This window comes from Microbulbifer regidiadema (SeqCode), assembly GCF_052467605.1.
The window spans coordinates 3946466-3965652 of record NZ_CP174316.1 but is presented as its reverse complement, the minus strand read 5'-3'; the positions used below and the strand labels follow the sequence as shown (position 1 = coordinate 3965652).

Below are 19187 nucleotides of genomic sequence, written 5' to 3'. Positions count from 1 at the left end.
TTAGTGAAAACTATTCCATTTTTTGGCAAAGCATGGCTTAAGCCACTTCGCAAATCGCCATTCTAAACGATATCGCCCCATCACACCTGTTTCTAAGTGTGACAATCGTTTCTTTACCGGCTCTTTTTCTTGGGCGAATGAGGACAGCCTGCCCCTATCAGGCTTGAACTCAGTGCCAGTTACAGTAGAGTTAGCCATAGCGGGTAGAACTTTGGACTCCCGCGAGCTTTGGGCGCGCACTTTTGAACCTGACTGGTGTGCATTGGGGTCGGGGCCCCGGAACTCTTACCTAGCGGAGCATTTTGCTCCCGCTACTCAGACACCGTAGAACAATGAAATTGATAAAAATAGCCCTCTCTTTTTGGGTGTTTACATTTGCTCTCACTGCAAAAGCGGCACCACTTTTAAACGGTCTTGCTCTAGAACAACAATTTAATAAAGATATTTATATTGCGGCGATCTACTCGGAGAGCCTGAGCCGAGACGCCGCGACACTACTCGATAACGACATTCCTCGGCGCTTGGAAGTTCGTGTTATTACCAAAAGCCTCCCCGCGCGACGGTTCCGCAATCAGTGGATGGAAGCCATTGCGATTAACAACTCCGGCGATACGCTGAGCAGCCAGGCCGAAAACATGGTGACTTTTGCCAACCTGTTTAAAGGCCGCTTTGCCCACGGCGATCAGTTGAGTATTGAGTTCGCCGCAGGCACCGGCGCGACAACTATCTCGCTCAACAGTATTCAACTGGGAGAGATTGCCGATCCCGACTTTTTCAACACTTTGCTGCGCGCCTGGATTGGCTCAATTCCCCCCTCCACTGACTTCAAAGACGGACTCCTCTCCGCCGGTCAGGTCTCCGGTAGCCTGGTGACTACATTTGAATCCCTGGCCCCAACCAGTGAGCGTATTGCCGCACTACAGCTCAAGAGAATAAGCCAGGAGCAAGCTATTGCCGCAGAGGAGGCACCGGCGGAAACAGCGACATCGGCACCGGCTATTGAAATTGCCGACCTGCCCCCTCCCACCCTGGCCCTTGCCGCAACCGCTCCCGCAGTAGCCGCAGGGGCTGGAGTTGATGCTATCCCGGGGGATTCTGAGCAGAGCCCTGAAGTCGAGGCGCCGCTCCCCGCACAGGCTGAGGAAGACGTGGAGCTGATTACCCTGCCCCCAGAAGATGGCCCTGCGCTCGCTGACAATACAGAGGAGATGATGGAGGAAGAAGAGGAAGAGGCTCCTCTGACTGCCGATATGATCCTGACACGCCAGATCTACCACTCGGGCCTGCTCAGTCACACCTTCCGCCATATTCGCTATCCCAAGCGAGCCCAGGCACGGGGCCAGGAGGGCAGTGTACGCCTTAATGTGACCATAAATTCTCAAGGTGAAGTGGAAGATATCCAGCCGATCTCGGAGTCCCGCTTCTCAAGCCTCAACCGGGAAGCCCAAGCTGCGGTTCGCCGGGCGGGCCCCTACCCGGCCATCCCCCCGCTGCTGGGTGCCGATACCTATAGTTTTTCTATCCCCATCACTTTCCGCCTGCCGGATTAAATCGCCAGTCACATGGCCCCGAGGCCCCGCTCTGCGGGGCTTTCGCTCCGCTCGTCCCAACGCACCTCCCCCCCGGCTAAACGCAGCCCGCTTGCCCCCACTCGCTCCCTGCTCTTAGTATGCTCTGCGGATATTCAGCCAAAAGAGCAAAGATGAAAAAGTTACTATTACCACTCGCTATTGCCACTGCCCTGGCCGCAGCCCAGGCCCCCCTGCTTGCCGTGGCTCACGATCACGCCAGCGCCAGTCAAGCTTCCGCAGAGCAGGTGCAGCTTTCCTCGGGGATTGACCTGAACGCCATGGATACCAGTGTGCGCCCGCAGGATGATTTCTTTGCTTATGTCAACGGCACCTGGCTGAAAAATACCGAGATCCCAGCGGACAAGTCTCGCTGGGGCGGCTTCTCCATCCTGCAAGATCAAAGTACCGAGCAGGTAAAAGCGTTGATTATGGAGGCCAGCCAAGGGGCCAAAGGCGCCGATGCCAAACAGATTGGCGATCTCTACAACAGCTTTATGAATAAGGCGCTGATCGAGAAAAAAGGCCTCTCCGCCGTTTCCGCTGAACTCGCCAAGGTCGATGCCATTAAGAACCGCAAGGATCTGACCGATTTCTTCGCCTACGCGGATATTGCCGGCTACGATGTGCCATTTGGCGGAAGCATCTGGCAGGATCTCAAGCAGGTAGAAAATTATATGACCTTCCTGTGGCAAGCAGGACTGGGGCTCCCCGACCGCGATTACTACTTCGAGGACACGGAAAAGAGCCAAAAACTTCGCACAGCCTATATTACCTATCTGACCGACCTGCAAAACCTGGCGGGACTCAAAGGGGCTGACGACTTTGCCAACAAAATTTTCAAGCTCGAAAAAAGCCTGGCCAAACATCATCGCAGCCGTGTCGATAACCGGGACCCAGAAAAGTACTACAACAAGAAAACTGTTGCGGAACTAAAAGAGCTGATGCCCGCTGTAGACTGGGACAGCTACCTGGCCAAAGCCCAACTGAAAAAGGCGGACAGCTTTATTGTCGGCCAGCCTGAGTACCTGGAGGCCGCCAACGGAATTATTGCCAATACTGAACTGGCAACCTGGAAGCGCTACCTGAAAATCAAAGTGCTCAACGCGATGGCGCCCTATATGCATGACGAAATCGCACAACTGCGTTTCGACTTCTACGGCACCACCATTAATGGCATCGAACAAATGGAACCCCGCTGGAAGCGCGGTGTGGAGTTCGTCAACGGTTCTGTCGGTGAGCTGGTCGGCAAGCGCTACGTCGAAAAGCACTTCCCACCGGAAGCTAAAGAGCGCATGGTCGTATTGGTCGACAATCTCAAGGCCGCTTACCGCGACTCTATCGAGTCCCTCGAGTGGATGGGAGAGGAAACCAAAAAACAAGCGCTGTTTAAGCTCAACAACTTCTCCACCAAAATCGGCTACCCAGACAAGTGGCGCGACTACAGCGAACTGAGCGTAAGAGCCGATGATCTGGTCGGCAACGTACTGGCAGCCCATTTGTTTGAGGCCTCCTACGATCGCAATAAACTGGGCAAGCCCATTGATCGCGGCGAGTGGGGGATGAGCCCACAAACGGTAAATGCCTACTACAACCCGGCCATGAACGAAATCGTGTTCCCCGCCGCTATTTTGCAACCGCCATTCTTCAATATGAAGGCGGACGACGCGGTTAACTACGGTGGTATCGGCGGAGTGATCGGCCACGAAATCGGCCACGGATTCGACGACAAGGGCAGCAAGTTTGATGGCCGCGGCTACCTCAACAATTGGTGGACAGACTCCGACCGTAACAATTTTGAGCAGCTGACCAGTAAACTGGTCTCCCAGTACAACGCCTACGAGCCACTCGAAGACGAGCATATCAATGGCGAACTTACCCTCGGCGAAAATATCGGCGACCTATCTGGCCTCGGTATTGCCTACAAGGCTTACAAAATGTCCCTTAATGGTACCGAGGCACCAGTCATTGATGGCTTTAGCGGCGATCAGCGGGTATTTATGGGCTGGGCGCAAGTATGGCGCAGTAAAATACGCGACAAAACCCTCAGCAGCCGCCTAAAAGTGGACAGTCACTCACCGGCAGAGTACCGGGTACAAGGTGTTCTGCCGAATATTGATGCCTTCTACGACGCTTTCGATATTCAGGAAGGCGACGGTATGTACCTGCCCGAAGAAGAGCGCGTAAAAGTCTGGTAAACAGACACCGCCCCTGGCCGCAAGTGTGGCCAGGGGCTCCTCTCCTTTCCCCCGCACTTTCCCCGCCCGCCGCACAGGCGTACCAGCCACAACTGGGGATACCTCGAATACCCACTATGGCTTACCATTGGCTCTCTTACATAAGAAGAGAGTTGCCAATGGCTAACCAGTCTCAGTTTCATCTTCTCGCCAGTCGCCGTTTTTTACCCTTCTTCTGCACCCAATACCTAGGCGCTCTGAACGACAATGTGTATAAAAATGCCCTCGCGGTGATGATTGCCTTTCGCCTGGCGGAAAGCGAGGCAAACGCCTTAATCAACCTAGCCGCCGGCCTATTTATTCTGCCCTTTTTTCTATTTTCCGCATCTGCCGGCCAAATCGCAGACAAATACGATAAGGCACGGCTGATACGCTGGATAAAATTGGGGGAAATTGGAGTGGGCTGCCTGGCGGTCGTCGCGCTCTACAGTGGCAGTACCGCCCTCTGTCTGGCGATACTCTTTCTCCTCGGTGTCCAGTCTGCTTTTTTTGGTCCGGTAAAATACGCAATCCTCCCCCAACACTTAAAACGCAATGAGCTGGTTGGCGGTAATGCGCTGGTAGAAATGGGGACATTTGTCGCTATTTTGACCGGCACCATTGCCGGTAATCTTCTCGCTGGCCTCACCAACCAGAGCAGCCAGGGAATATTTTATTTGAGTTTAGCCATTATGCTGCTGGCAACTCTCGGCTACATTGCCAGCCGCGCGATTCCCTCAGCACCGGCCCCAGACCCCAATTTAAAAATCAACCCCAACCCCATTACCCAAACTAGAAAAGTCCTTCGCGCCAGTTCGGCAACGCCCTCTATTTTCTACTCCATTATTGGTATCTCCTGGTTTTGGCTGATGGGCTCCGCCTATTTAACCCAGATTCCCAGTTTCACCGTCAATGTCATAGGCGGCAGTGAATCGGTAATTACCCTGCTACTTTGCACATTTACGATTGGAATTGCCCTTGGCTCGCTGATCTGTGAGCGCCTGTCGGGTGGGGTTATTGAGTTGGGACTGGTGCCGGTTGGCGCTGCGGGTTTAACCATTAGCGGCCTGACCCTCGGCATCAGCGCTGGCAATCTGCCTATGCTCCACGAAGCGAGTTTTATCGTCTTCTTAAATACCGAGGGGACCTATACTTTCCTGAGTAGCTTAGTATTGCTCGGTGTCTTTGGCGGCCTCTATATTGTGCCCCTCTACAGTATGATTCAGGACCGCTCCGATCCGACAATTCGCGCACAAATCATTTCTGTCAACAATATCTTAAACGCCCTGTTTATGGTGATTTCCGCCCTGCTTGGAATTCTATTCCTGAATATACTGGGCGCTACCATACCGCAGTTCTTTCTTGTTATTGCCCTGATGAATGCAGCGGTGGCCGTTTTTGTATTTACAAAAGTACCCGAATTCGCCATGCGTTTTTTAATCTGGGCCCTTTCCCACACCCTGTACCGGGTCAAGCACCAGGGGCTGGAACAGATTCCCACAGAGGGGCCCGCCCTAATCGCATGTAACCACGTCAGTTATGTCGATGCGCTGCTACTCGCCGGGGCTGTGCGCCGCCCTATCCGCTTTATTATGTACAAGCCCATCTACGAAATTCCAATTCTGCACTTTGTTTTTAAAACCGGCCGGGCAATTCCCATCTGCTCAAAACACAAAGACCCGGAGGGCTATGAGCAGGCTTTTAAAACTATCGAAGAGGGACTGGCAGCCGGCGACCTTCTCTGTATATTTCCCGAGGGCCAATTGACCCAAGATGGAGAGCTGCAACCCTTTAAGGCGGGCATAGAAAAAATCCTGGAGAAAACTCCGGTCCCGGTTATTCCCATGGCCCTCCAGGGCCTCTGGGGAAGTTTTTTCAGCCATAAAGACGGCCACGCCTTTACTACATTGCCCAGGCGTTTTTGGTCGCGGGTCAGTGTCGTTGCCGGCAGACCTGTCGAGGCCGCGAGCGCCAAAGCAGAAGCCCTATATCGCCAGGTACTGGGCTTGCGCGGGGAGAGGCGCTAGCAACCTTTTTCTCAGTAGACAAAGATAGGTGCCTACTTCACTGGTAGGCACCTATTACTGAGCCAGAATGTTTTGCACTCGCCACAGGCTATCCCCCCAAAAAAACAACCCCCATGCCCTATTGCAAAGGCATTGAGCGATTCCCCCTTCTGAAGGTTGTGCACTCCTAGCTGTCGGTTACTCTAAACCGTTAACGCCACTGATTATTAGTGGGGTAACGCCAGATACAGCCCGCTAAAGAAAAGCACATTGCCATTTGTAATGGCCGAGGCCAATCGGCAGCTTCTGTCTATTTTGCGAGAAGAGCTTGCGGAGCCAGTATCGATCAAGGCTGCGCTAAGCCGTGGGCGAAATCTAAAAACAATAGTGCAGGTTGGCGCTCCAATAGCGCTTGCAGAAATATCTCCAGAGCGATTATTCGATCAGCTGAAGAGCGCTTAATTGAGTGGGCGTAAAACAGAAGGGGCAGATAATTGAAAAAGGGTACCCACAGATTGTGGGTACCCGAGGCTAATTAAGCCGATTTTATCGGGGTTGAGCCCGAGCTGCGGCCCTTCAGCAGCAGCCACAGAGCGACAGCCAGTACCGCACCCTGAACGCCAACACCCTGCCAGGTCGGGTAAATACCCAGCAGATCGAAGCTGAGGTTGACCGGCAGCGGGGAAATGGCAACCCAAGCCGCTTCCTGTAGTGCGGCAACGGCCTTACCGGCAAGAATGATGGACAGCGCCAGCAGCAAGTAAGTGGTCATCGCGAAGAACTTGCCAATAGGCAGGCGCGCGGAGAAGCGCACAAAAGCAGTTCCCAGGGCGACTAACAACACTGCACCGGCGGCGAGGCCACCCCATAGGGCGCCGTACTCACTGGGAGCGGTCTGCACTAACAGCGCTTGATAGAACAGGATCGTTTCAAAGATCTCCCGGTACACGGCGATAAAGGCCAAGCCGGCAATACCCCACAGGGCACCGCTGCTGAGGCTGCGGTTGACGCTGTTATGGATATATTGCTGCCACTGATCGGCCTGGGTCTTGCTGTGCATCCAGAAGCCGACATAGAACAATACTACCGCAGCGAGCAGCGCTGCGACGCCTTCCATAACTTCACGGCTGGCGCCACTAATGGAAATCAGGCTCTGCGCGACAACCCAAGTCACAACACCGGCAACTGCGGCGCTTATCCAACCGAAATGAACAAACTTCAGAGCGTCGCGGCGACCGGTCTTAACCAGAATAGTGGTCAGGGCAATAACAACCAACAGCGCCTCAAGCCCCTCGCGCAGGAGGATCACCAGGCTGGCGAGGAACAGAGCACCCGCAGAGAGACTCGTCTCCTGCATCAACAATTCTGCGCGATCCAACTGCTCGAGAATTCTCTGTACCTGAACCTTGACTTGCTCGGGATCACTCTCCGCATTCAACTGGCTGCGCAGGCCCAGGAGCTCTCGCTCAGTGGCTTTACGCAGATCCGCATCGAGAGAGTCCAGGGAGCTCTCTGCCAACTCAAAGCCGTCCAGGTAGGCACTGATAGCCAGAGTGCGAGACTGATCGTAGTTGCCCTCCTGATAGGCCTGTAGCGATTTCTTCAGTTGCGCCCGCGCCGTCTCAATCGGCTGGACTCCCAGATCCTGAGCACTGCGGAAGAGGGGACTCGGGTCCGCGCGCAGAGAGGCAATCGCCGCCGCAGACAGCTCTGGACGATCCTGTTGCAGTACATTGGGGCTGTACATCACGATATCCTGCAAGCTCGGCTTAGCGCCTTCGCCCTTGCTCTCTTCCCCCTGGAAGGCCAGGCCGCCCACATAAAATGCCAGGGACCAACGCTGCTGCTCGTTCAGATTTTTGAACGCGGTCATTGCCGTGCCATCGATACCGTTGCTGATCGCATCGTAAAGGCCCAGCAGGGAGCGGTTCTCAGCGCGCTCCAACTCGTGGAAGTTGGTCGGCGCCGGCTCCAGCTGGGCTGCCAGTGGTCCATCGCCTTTACCTTCAATCCCGTGACAGGTCACACACTGCGCCTGGTAGATAGCGCGGCTCTCGTCTAGGCTCAGCAGCGCTGTGGGTAGGGACAGTGCGGGGGCAATCGACAGCAGCCCCTGGCGCAATTTGGCCGTGTGTGCCTGTACCTCGGCAACACTGGCCTTGCGCAGAATCGCAGCCTGCAAGGCATCCGCTTCGGCGCGGATCACCTGTGCGGCGGGGGAGTCCGGCAGCTGGGCGCCGCGATCGATCAGCACCTCGGCGAACTCTTGCATCTCCGCGAACTCATCCTCACTGATGACCTCCCCATCCGCCACCGCTTCCGGGTAATCTACGCCGATATACTCCGCCATCTGCATCAATTGGCGCAATTCCTGCTCCGATAGACCTGAGGGCTGGGCTTGGACGGATAGTACCGTGACGGCCAATATCGCCAATAGCAGGCGGGCCAAATGTAAGGTGGAGCGCATGAAGAGTCCTTTACTGATTCGTGCAAAAGGTTTTTATCAATTGGTACATAATATAATTGATAATTATTCTCACAATAAGACCTGCAAAAGAACTAAGGAGCCTCTGAATAACTCCGTAATGCCTCTGCGGGTCTTGAAGGCTACAGATGTTAGGCGCAGCTCGCCGCGAATGGCCATCGCCCTTTGCAAGGGCTGCAACGCAGCAGCTGTGGCCTTCAAGGCCCGCCCTTCGGGGCTTGCAGAGCGATTCACACTCCGCGTTGCGACTTCTTGAAAGGTCTAGACATTCCTGCAAAGCCGCGCCTTGATTGTGAACCGCTCTGCATGCCAGAGGTATCACGGAGTTATTCAGAGGCTCCCTAACCCTTAATAAAGTTATTGCAAAGTGCATTGCGCACAATTAAATTGTACACAATACAAACCTGTGAGGACCTCTCAATGACCGATCTCTACAGCATCCCGGTACAAACTGCCGATGGACAGACCAGCTCCCTCGCCGAGTACAAAGACAAGGTGGTACTTGTCGTCAACACCGCCAGTAAATGTGGTTTCACCAAGCAATACGCCGGCCTGGAAGAGCTGTATAAGAAATACAAAGATCGCGGATTCGCCGTCCTGGGCTTTCCCTGCAACCAATTTGGCAAACAGGAGCCCGGCAGCGATGAAGAGATTCAGACGTTTTGTGAACTGAATTTCGGCGTCAGCTTTCCCGTCTACGCCAAACTGGATGTCAATGGCGATCAAGCCCACCCCCTGTTTGTCGAACTCAAGAAGCGCGCACCGGGCCTGTTGGGCACCGAGGGGATCAAGTGGAATTTCACCAAATTCCTGATCGGCAAGAATGGCGACAATATAAAACGCTACGCGCCAAAGGACACACCGGCATCCCTGGAAGCCGAGATCGAGCAGCTGCTCTGATGGTTGTCTGTGACGGTGATGCCGATGAGTTAGCCCTGAACCGACAGCTGTGTTTTGCCCTCTATGCCGCATCGCGGGCCATGACCCGCGCCTACCAACCCATGCTGAAGGACCTGGGCATTACCTATCCGCAGTATCTGGTTTTAATGGTGCTGTGGGAGTGGGCCAGCGCCAAAGCCCCCGCAGAGGAAGCGCACAGTGTCAGCGCACTGGGACAGAGGCTGATGCTGGATTCCGGCACCCTGACCCCACTGCTCAAGCGCATGGAGCAAAACGCTCTGGTGCAACGCCGTCGCAGCAGTTTGGACGAGCGCATCACCCTGATCACCGCCACCGAGGCAGGCCTAGCCCTCAAGCCGAGGGCCAGGGCGTGGGTGACATCGCAGTTAGACAACAGCCGTATCAGCCGCAGCGAAGTAGAGCAGCTGCGTGGCGACCTGTGGCAATTTCTGCATAAATTGACCGACAGCGCCCCTTAAAGGGCCTCAAAAAGCCCCGCAGATCGGGCCCCACTGGTAGATCCAGTGGGGCAACTTAATAAATTGAGGATAAAAACCCACAAAAAAGCAAAGCAGGGAACAACTTATAACAAATAAATAAAATAAAACGACAAAATTAGGATGCGTATTGACCTGAAGATTATTTCCACTTCATAATGCCCTGAATCCGACCCAATGCGGAAATCGTTGTATATGAAGACTCCATTGATCACCCAGCGCCAGTCTTTTCTCTCCCTAGCTTTCTCGCTACGACTGCCCTTGCGCGGCATATAATTTTTCTCCCCCCCACCCCCAACAGAATTCCAAACTTTATTTGAGCGGTGCGTAGACAGCGGCAAGTCCCCCTGTTTAGCCTCAAAGCAAATAAGGAGAACAAACGAAAATGAGCACTAAAAAAGATAAATTAGTCATTTTTGATACGACTCTGCGCGATGGCGAGCAGAGCCCCGGCGCCTCAATGACGAGAGAGGAAAAAATTCGTATTGCCCGCATGCTCGAGAGGATGCGAGTCGATGTCATTGAGGCCGGGTTCGCAATTGCCAGCCCCGGGGACTTCGAGTCGGTCAAGGCCGTCGCAGAAGCCGTTACCGAATCGCGGGTTTGCAGCCTCGCCCGAGCGGTCAATGCCGATATCGTGCGCGCCGGTGAAGCCCTGAAAAACGCCAACGCCTCCCGTATCCACACGTTTATCGCCACCTCCCCCATCCATATGAAGTACAAGCTGCAAATGGAGCCGGAGGCGGTATTGCAGCAGGCCGTGAAAGCGGTGCAAACAGCGCGTAACTTTACCGACGATGTGGAGTTCTCCCTCGAAGATGGCAGCCGCTCCGAGCCGGAGTTTATGTACCGCATTATCGAAGCGGTTATCGCGGCGGGAGCCGGCACTATCAATATTCCCGACACGGTTGGCTACGGGGAGCCGGATGAGTATGGAGCCATGTTCCGCCGGGTTATCGAGAACGTACCCAACTCCGACCGGGCCATCTTTTCGACCCACTGCCACAACGACCTGGGCCTCGCTGTCGCCAACTCCCTGTCGGCGGTGATGAATGGTGTGCGCCAGGTGGAGTGCACCATCAACGGCCTGGGAGAGCGCGCTGGCAATGCCTCCCTGGAGGAAATCGCGATGGCGGTACAAACCCGCCAGGACCTCTACCCAGTGGAAACCGGCCTGGATACCCGTCATATAGTGCCCACATCGAGAATGGTGTCGTCGATTACCGGCTTCCCGGTGCAGCCCAACAAGGCCATTGTCGGCGCCAACGCCTTTGCCCACGAGTCCGGTATTCACCAGGACGGCGTGTTGAAACACCGCGAGACCTACGAAATTATGCGCGCAGAGGATGTCGGCTGGGGTCAAAATCGCCTGGTGCTGGGCAAGCACTCCGGTCGCGCCGCCGTCCGCGCCCGCTACGATGAACTCGGGGTGGACTTTGCCAGCGCAGAGGAATTCCAGCAGGTATTTGCCCGCTTTAAAGACCTGGCCGACAAGAAGCACGAAATCTTTGACGAGGACCTGCACTCCCTGATCAGTGGTGGCGAATCCCCCATCGATCGATTCCAACTGAGCGACCTGGATGTGCGCACCAAGATCGGCTCGGCCCCCCAGGCCTTTGTCAGCCTCACGGTCGACGGGGAGCCCCGGCAGACCGAAGCCAGCGGCGGCGGACCGGTAGACGCCACCTTTAAAGCCATTGAGCAACTGGTTAACAGCGGTGCCGACTTAAAACTCTATTCCGTCAATGCGGTCACCCAGGGCACAGACTCCCAGGGGTCCGTGACCGTGCGCCTGGAGAAGGATGGTCGCCTGGTCAATGGGGTGGGGGCAGATACCGATATCCTGATTGCCTCAGCACAAGCCTACATGGATGCGTTAAACTTGCTCGCCAGCAGTGAGAGTAAAAAACAGGGCGTATAAGTGAACGAGCTTCAGCGAGCGGAATATTTATCAGTACTTGGGGTGCCGAGCTATGTGCCCCGATTTGTATTACCGCTCGCCCCCAGTCCTCGCCAGGCCGAGCTGCCCCCCGCCGAAGAGGCCGCTGGGGCGCAGCCGGCGCTATCGGCAAGTGGATTGAGCGGCAACCCCCTGCCCCACTCGGCAGAGCAGATAATTGCCCCGGTGCTACAGAGCCCGGAGCGCAACCCGCGCGTACTCGATGAAATAAGCGCTCTCACCAACGAAACAAAACTGCCGCAGGAAGCGCCCAACGCAGCCCCAGTTGCGCTGGCCCCTCCCCGGCAAAGCGTCAAACCGTTCGTCTTGAACTGCTGGCGTATCGGCGAAGAACTCCTGGCTGTGGACAGCCACGAGCCCGGTGCCGCCCTCCCCCTGGAGGCCCTGTTCAACAATATGCTCCGCGCCCTACAGTGGCACCAGCGCCCGCGCCAGCAGGAGCGCTTGCAGTGGCCTTTAACCGAAAACCGTTTTGGCCCGGCAGAGGATGCCTCTCAGGCCCGCGATACCTTCTCCAGTTGGCTGGAGGCCTCTTACACGCGCATGCCGGTAAAATCCATCTGGCTTATGGGCCGTGAGGCGCAGGACTTTTGCAGCCCGGTTCCCCTGGAAAATCCGCTTGTCGACTGGCAGGGGGCCCGCTTAATAAGTATGCCCAGCCTGTCCCAGCTGCTGCGGGAACCGGCACTCAAACGCCCCCTGTGGCAACAGCTGCGCAGCTATTACCCAACCGATACCCGCGCTGAATGAGCGAGTTAAAGCGCACCGGGCTACAGTTGCGCGCCGCCACGGCCCGCGACTGCACACCCCTGGCCCAGCTGGCAGCGAGCGCCCACAGCCACCCCTGGAGCGAAGCCCAGTACCAACAGAGCCTCAGCGCCGGCCACCACTGCTGGGTGCTGCTCGATGGCGATAAGGTAATTGCCTGCTGCGTCGTCAGTCGGCTGTTTGATGAAGCGGAAATTTTGGATATCGCCGTATCCCCAGAGCGGCGCCGGCAGGGGCTCGCCGGGGCCCTGCTGAAGGCAGTAAGCGCAGAGCTGCCCGCTGAAGTTGAGCGGCTGCTACTCGAAGTGCGGGTCTCCAATCGGCCCGCGCGCGCCCTCTATCACAAGTGGGGTTTCTCTGAGGACGGGATACGCAAAAACTATTACCCCGCAGGCAAGGGTGCGCGTGAGGACGCGGTACTCATGAGTCTCGCTCTGGATGACTCTCAGTCGTAGAATAGAGTTATCAACCGGAATTCCCGCCTTACCCACAAGGCTTTCATAGCGCGAGCAATCAACGCCTGCGGCGCTGATCCCGATTTCCCAACCCGCCCGTTGGACTGACAAGAGTTTTACATGTCTCTATCAAAAAGCAGCCCCTCACTGCTGGAAGGTTCCGTACCCAGTCATTTACAAAGACTGGCGCTACCCATGGTCTGGGGCATCCTCGCGGCCATGTCCTTTAATATCATCGATACCTATTTTGTCTCCCAACTGGGGGATGGGCCCCTGGCGGCGATGAGCTTTACCTTTCCCGTGGTGATGGCCATTAACAGCTTTGCCATTGGCCTGGGTGCGGGCACCTCTTCTGCCGTGGCCCGGGTATACGGCGCCGGCGATATCGCGAGTGTGCGCCGCCTGGTCACCGATGCCTCACTGCTGGCACTGCTGATTGCAGTGGCAATTACCGCCATAGGCCTGGCCACTATGGGCCCCCTGTTCGAGCTGCTCGGCGCCGGTCCCGATATACTGCCGCTTATCGCCGACTATATGATCCCCTGGTATCTGGGCACCATTTTTGTCATTGTGCCGACCGTCGCTCTCGCCGCCCTGCGCGCCATTGGCAACAGCGCTGTCACCGGGCGGATTATGGTGGCGGTCGCCCTGCTCAACCTGATATTGGACCCTATTTTAATTTTTGGGTTATTCGGTTTTCCCCGGCTGGAGCTACAGGGCGCGGCCATCGCTACGATTGCGGTGCGCGCCTTGAGTTTTGCCGCCGCATTCTATTTCATCATTAAAAAAGAACACCTGATGACCGCCCCGCAGTGGCAACTGAGCGGCCTGATCGCCTCCTGGCGCAAAGTCCTGGCCGTCGGCCTTCCGGCAGTACTGACCAATGTAATTATTCCGATTTCGGGCGGGGTGGTGGTTGCACTCGTTGCGGTGCACGGCGAGGATGCCGTTGCCGGCCTGGGGGTCGCGCTGCGGGTAGAGCCCCTGGCGTTGATTGTATTTTACGCGCTCTCCTCCGTTGTCGGTCCCTTTATGGGACAAAATGCCGGAGCCAACAAATCCGAGCGCCTGCGGGAAACCGTGGGGGTATTGGCGAGATTCTGTCTGGTATTTGGCGCCGGACTGGCTGTGCTGCTCTATTTTGTGGCAGAGCCCATTGTGAGCCTGTTCAGTGACTCCCCTGAGGTTCTCGCCGTGGCGATTGCCTACCTCACCCTGGTGCCCTTCAGCTACGCCGGATACGGCTTTGTCATGTCGGCCAATGCGGCCTTCAATGGGCTGGGCAAACCGCTGCCCGCAACTGTTATTTCCTTCCTGCGCGTGCTCGGTCTCTATTTGCCCCTGGCCTGGATTGGCAACAGCTTGTGGGGTATGACCGGTCTATTTGTCGCCACCGCCGCATCCAATTTAATTCTCGGCGCCATTTCATGGTGGTGGCTGCGCCGCGATACCCAGCAGCGCATCACAGAGGCCGCTGCCAGCCCCAAACTCTCGGCCAACTGATCTCTCCGTGGACCGGGCCATTTTAGGCTCGGTCCATACCCACCGCACTTTATAGAGCGCAATACAAAGGCACTCAAAACCTTAGCAGTCCGCCCATTCCTGCCCATAATTTAAACAGTCGGCAAACCTCCGGCAGCCCAGCCCCTTCTCTATTACCGAGAAATATGGATGGTAATTCGATGAAGCTCTACAAGACTGACTCCCTGCAAACCCGCGCCCAATTGCTCAGCGCGCTGGCAATATTTCTGCTGTGCGGCCCTTTAACTGGCTGTATCAACGACGATGACAACGACGATTCAGGCCCCGTTTTTTTTGATGACAACGTCGGCGATGATGACGATGACGATGACGACGATGATTACAGCCCCTGGTTACTGAACACCGACGGTGAACGCTCCCTCTATATTTACGAAAACAATAGCAATGAGCGGGTCCTGGTCAACGTACAGAGTGTCGAAACGACCACTGTCGACGGTAAGACCTACACCCTGGTTACTGCGACCGGCGTCCCCAATTATGAGACTGAAATTACCGCCTCCCTGTACGACGAGCTGATCAGCCGACCCAATGTGAACAGCGATTTCATCTCCGGCAGTCCCAGTGTGCAAATTGGCGATATCGTAAGTTTTGGCCAGGATATCGGCTATGACAGCTCAACCAACTGCCAAGTCGGTGCGGGCTTTGGCTATTGGCCCCCGGGTCCCGTCTGCCCGGAAAATGTTTCCCACGAAGGTTATTTCCCCACAGAGCCCGAACCTGCGACCGAGACCTGTGAGAGCGGACTGGGAGCACAGGGCTATTGGGTTAACGGCGCCGCTATTTACCAGTGGAGCGACGGGCAGTCCGTCGATAACATCTGGCACACCCTGGCACCTCTGGCCGAAACCTACGATGTCGATATTTGCAGTGGACATGCCGCGAACGGAGAGTATCACCACCACTCTTACAGCAGTTGCCTGGCGGATTTAGTCGGGGATACTGGCGATAGCCACTCCCCGATCTACGGGTTTACCGCCGATGGCTATGCTATTTACGGCCCCTGGGAAGCCGATGGTGTCCTGGCCAAAAGCAGCTGGGTCACCCGGGACTACGACAACCCTCTCTCCAACACCGGCTGCGGTGTTGCCGGCCAGCGCAGTTGTCTGCTGATCGATGAATATGATGTCGGCCGCGGTGTTACCCCTGCCAGCAATATCGGCCCCACAACCAGCGATACTTACACCTCTGGATCTGGCAACGAGTTTGAGACTACGACAGGCTTTTTCTACGAGGATTACTACTGGGATGAGACCCTGAGTGCACAAGGTGGCGAGTATCTAGATCAGTTCAATGGGCACACCGATAGCGAGAGAGGCTATCACTATCACCTGACCGCCACCCAGGACAGTAGCGGAAAATTGACCTCGGCTTTCCCATTCACATTCGGTCCGCGCTTTGCCGGCCAACTGGATACCCAAACGATTGTCAATCAATGCTCAACCACCTTTGATTTCTAACTTATTGCAAATTGGGCGAGGGGGAGCACCATACACCACCCACATAGCGGGTGGTGTATGGTATCAGTCTCGAAATACTGCCTCCCCACCCCGCTCACAACACCCGCTAAAACACAATAAAAGGAATTCAACGCCTTAACAGGTTGTATGCACATTACCTCCCACTTTTGCCGATAGCTTCACTTATCTCCAAACCCCGGCAGGCAGCATGGCCGCCCTCTTCTCTACTGCGAAACATGGATGGTGATTTGATGAAGCTTCAGGAGATCCCCCCCTCACACCCCCCTTCCCGATTAATCAGCGCACTGACAATACTGTTCACCTTTACCCCTTTAGCGGGCTGTGACAATGGCGACTCAGACACGCCTCCCTCTGATAGCGATGGGGACACCGGCCCCCCCTGGATAATCAACAGCGGCGATGAACGCGCGCTCTATATCTACGAAAGCAATAGCAATGAGCAGGTCCTGGTCAACGTACAAAGCGTCGAAACGGTGACTGTCGACGGCAAGGACTACACCCACGTCACTGCGAGCGGCATCCCGGATTATGAAGTTGAGATTACCGCCTTCCTGTACGACGAGCTGATCGGCCGGCCCAAGGCGGACAGCGACTTTGTCTCTGGCAGCCCCACAGTACAAATTGGCGATATCGTGAGTTTTGGCCAGGATATCGGCTATCGCAGCAACCCCTATACCTGCTACAGCGAAGCGGGGCTTGGATTCTGGCCCCCCGGGCCCGTCTGTCCGGAAAACGTTTCCCACAGCGGCTACTTGCCCACGGAACCCGAGGCGTCGGAAGAGTCCTGCGAGAGCGGGCTCGGAACACAGGGCTATTGGGTCAACGGTACCTCGATCTACCAGTGGAGCGATGGGCAATCTGTCGATGGCACCTGGCACACCCTGGCCCCCGTCGCTGAGAGGTACGATGTTGATATCTGCGGAGGGCACGCGGCGCGGGGAGACTACCACCACCACTTCTACAGTGATTGCCTGGCAGACCTGGTAGGGGATACTGGCAATAGCCACTCCCCCATCTATGGATTTACGGCCGATGGCTACCCGGTTTACGGCCCCTGGGAAGATGCGGGAGTAGTGGCAAAAAGTAGCTGGGTTACTAGAGATTACGACGACGCCAGCTCTGCTAGCGGTTGCGGTGTCGCCGGTGAGCGCAGCTGCTTGCTGGTCGATGAATACGACTTATCACAGGGCACCATATCGATCGCCGAACCGGGCCCGAGTACCAGCGATGATTTCACTTCACTATCGGGCAATCTCTTCCAAGCCAGCAGTGGGTTTTTCTATGAGGATTTCTACTGGGACTCGAATTTGACCGCTCAGGGTGGTGCCTACCTGGATCAATACAATGGGCACAGCGACGATGAGCGGGGCTATCACTATCACCTAACGGTGGAATTAAACAGTGAGGGCCAGCTGATCCCGTCATTCCCCTACACCTTTGGGCCGCGCTTTTACGGCAAGCTCGACGATCAGACAATCGTGAGTGTATGTGCAGGTTCGGTGGGTGAGGGTTTCCCCCCCGGTCCACCACCGATGTAGCGCACTCGGGAAATCATCGTTTACAACACTTCACGCCGGCCTGGAATGGATTAATATTTTCAAGCCGGCAAATCAAGAAGAATAAATTCCTAAAAACCACCCCTGAAATTGTAAAATTTCAGGGCCGCAGATCCCCCTTTAATAGGGCCGAGTCCGTCGGGCAAAATACTTCTCGCCAGAACAGCGTTCTGCCTAGCAGCCAAATAAAAACAAACAACCGCTAAAAAGCAGCTAAATAATCAATCTTTTTGACTAAAAAAATCAGTCTTGTGACCTCAAGCACAAAGTCAATATAAAAGTGCGAGCAAATTTATCGCGGGTCAGATCAGCCCAGTATTTATCCACATTATCTCCACTTTTATACGCTAATTTCTGGCTCGTTCCCCTCTTAAATTCACGGTGTGATATGAAGCTAACGGAAATCTTTGACACGGACCGGCAGTCCATTTTGCCTTATGCAATATCTCTGGTACTGCTATCCGGTGCACTACAGGCGTGTGGTGGAGGCGGCAGCTCTTCATCTGACTCATCAGACACGGAAACTGAGGACACCAGTGACGACTCGGACTCCAGTAGCGATGACGATTCATCAGATGATAGCGACAGCTCAGACTCCAGCACCGATAGTGGAGTTTGGATTCTCAACACGGATGATGAACGCGCGCCCTATATTTACGAAAGTAACAGCAATGAACAAGTGCAGGTCAATGTGCAGAGCGTTGAATCTGAAACTGTCGACGGTAAAGAATACACCGTGGTATCTGCGAGCGGCATTCCAAATTACACCATCGAAATTACACAAACGGTTCTCGATGCACTGCTGGAACGCCCCAAAGCCTCCTCGGATTTTTTAACTGGCAGCCCCTATGTGAGCGTTGGCGATATTGTCAGTTTTGGACAGGATATTGGTTATCGCAGTAATTCCTCATGTGGTAGCGAAGCCGGCTATGGCTTCTGGCCACCGGGGCCCGTTTGTCCTGAAAATGTTTCCCATGTCGGTTATTTTCCCGTTGAACCTGAACCCGCAACTGATAGCTGTGAAAGTACTTTAGGGGTACAGGGTTACTGGGTAAATGGCACCTCTATTTATCAGTGGGGTGATGGCATGAGTGTCGATAATACCTGGCATACCCTCGCCCCCCTCGCCGAAGTTTACGATGTCGATATTTGCGGTGGCCATGCGGCCAACGGCGATTATCACCACCATTTTTATAGTGAGTGTCTCGCAGAAATGGTTGGAGATATTGGTGACGAGCACTCGCCCATTTACGGCTATACCGCCGATGGCTATGCCATTTATGGCCCCTGGGAAAGTGAGGGGGAATTGGCAGAAAGCAGTTGGGCAATTCGCGATTACGACGACGCCTCATCGGAAAGTGGCTGTGGTGTTGTCGGTGAGCGCAGCTGTGTATTTGTCGATGAATACGATATTTCCCAAGGAATGGAAACTACTTCCAGTACCGGCCCAAGCACTACAGATTCCTACACCTCGCCCTCGGGCAATGAATTTGAAACCAGCGCTGGCTTTTTCTACGAAGATTATTATTGGGATGAAGAACTTACAGCCCAGGGAGGAGTCTATTTAGATCAGTACAATGGCCATTCAGATGATGAGCGAGGATATCATTATCACCTTACGGTCACTGTCGATAGCGATGGACAATTAATCCCCGCATTCCCCTTCACTTTTGGACCGCGCTTTTACGGACAATTAGATGATCAAACGGTTGTCAACCGTTGCTCAACAACTATAGGGCGGTGACCAATAAAGATA

The 19187-nt window shown here is 55.1% G+C and carries 13 protein-coding genes; 12 read left to right on the top strand and 1 reads right to left on the bottom strand.

What is annotated here, in order from left to right:
* Positions 1-332 precede the first annotated feature (332 nt).
* The 3 genes from ACJJIF_RS17925 (at position 333) to ACJJIF_RS17915 (ending at position 5811) form a co-directional block, all read left to right on the top strand.
* A complete protein-coding gene (locus ACJJIF_RS17925) occupies positions 333-1550 on the top strand; it encodes a TonB family protein (protein WP_444929646.1) in 1218 nt (405 codons plus the stop codon).
* Positions 1551-1702: 152 nt separating this feature from the next.
* Entirely contained in the window at positions 1703-3766 is a 2064-nt protein-coding gene (locus tag ACJJIF_RS17920) for a M13 family metallopeptidase (RefSeq protein WP_444929645.1), read from the top strand.
* A 158-nt stretch (positions 3767-3924) separates the two neighbouring features.
* On the top strand, positions 3925-5811 hold the full coding sequence (locus tag ACJJIF_RS17915) for an MFS transporter (protein ID WP_444929644.1): 1887 nt from the start codon (positions 3925-3927) through the stop codon (positions 5809-5811).
* Positions 5812-6325: 514 nt separating this feature from the next.
* Here ACJJIF_RS17915 and ACJJIF_RS17910 read toward each other — a convergent pair.
* Positions 6326-8257, bottom strand: a complete 1932-nt coding sequence (locus ACJJIF_RS17910; RefSeq protein ID WP_444929643.1) for a cytochrome c/FTR1 family iron permease — start codon at positions 8255-8257, stop codon at positions 6326-6328.
* Positions 8258-8695: 438 nt separating this feature from the next.
* Between ACJJIF_RS17910 and ACJJIF_RS17905 the strand changes: the two genes are divergently transcribed.
* The 9 genes from ACJJIF_RS17905 to ACJJIF_RS17865 all read left to right on the top strand — a co-directional run bounded on the left by ACJJIF_RS17905 (position 8696) and on the right by ACJJIF_RS17865 (position 19175).
* Complete coding sequence (locus tag ACJJIF_RS17905) at positions 8696-9175, top strand: glutathione peroxidase (protein ID WP_444929642.1); 480 nt, start codon at positions 8696-8698, stop codon at positions 9173-9175.
* Entirely contained in the window at positions 9175-9654 is a 480-nt protein-coding gene (locus ACJJIF_RS17900) for a MarR family winged helix-turn-helix transcriptional regulator (protein ID WP_444929641.1), read from the top strand. The genes ACJJIF_RS17905 and ACJJIF_RS17900 overlap by 1 nt, the downstream gene beginning before the upstream one ends.
* A 403-nt stretch (positions 9655-10057) precedes the next feature.
* Entirely contained in the window at positions 10058-11593 is a 1536-nt protein-coding gene (locus ACJJIF_RS17895) for a 2-isopropylmalate synthase (protein WP_444929640.1), read from the top strand.
* On the top strand, positions 11594-12382 hold the full coding sequence (locus ACJJIF_RS17890; protein ID WP_444929639.1) for a uracil-DNA glycosylase family protein: 789 nt from the start codon (positions 11594-11596) through the stop codon (positions 12380-12382).
* Positions 12379-12855: a ribosomal protein S18-alanine N-acetyltransferase gene (rimI, locus tag ACJJIF_RS17885; protein ID WP_444929638.1), complete on the top strand. Its 477-nt coding sequence runs from the start codon at positions 12379-12381 to the stop codon at positions 12853-12855. The genes ACJJIF_RS17890 and rimI overlap by 4 nt, the downstream gene beginning before the upstream one ends.
* Positions 12856-12975: 120 nt before the next feature.
* A complete protein-coding gene (locus ACJJIF_RS17880) occupies positions 12976-14358 on the top strand; it encodes an MATE family efflux transporter (protein WP_444929637.1) in 1383 nt (460 codons plus the stop codon).
* 179 nt (positions 14359-14537) lie between these two features.
* Positions 14538-15854 carry a YHYH protein gene (locus ACJJIF_RS17875; RefSeq protein WP_444929636.1) on the top strand — a complete coding sequence of 439 codons (1317 nt, stop codon included), beginning with the start codon at positions 14538-14540 and terminating at the stop codon, positions 15852-15854.
* 251 nt (positions 15855-16105) lie between these two features.
* Positions 16106-17413, top strand: a complete 1308-nt coding sequence (locus tag ACJJIF_RS17870; RefSeq protein WP_444932377.1) for a YHYH protein — start codon at positions 16106-16108, stop codon at positions 17411-17413.
* Between the two features lie 406 nt (positions 17414-17819).
* Complete coding sequence (locus ACJJIF_RS17865; RefSeq protein WP_444929635.1) at positions 17820-19175, top strand: YHYH protein; 1356 nt, start codon at positions 17820-17822, stop codon at positions 19173-19175.
* Positions 19176-19187 lie beyond the last annotated feature (12 nt).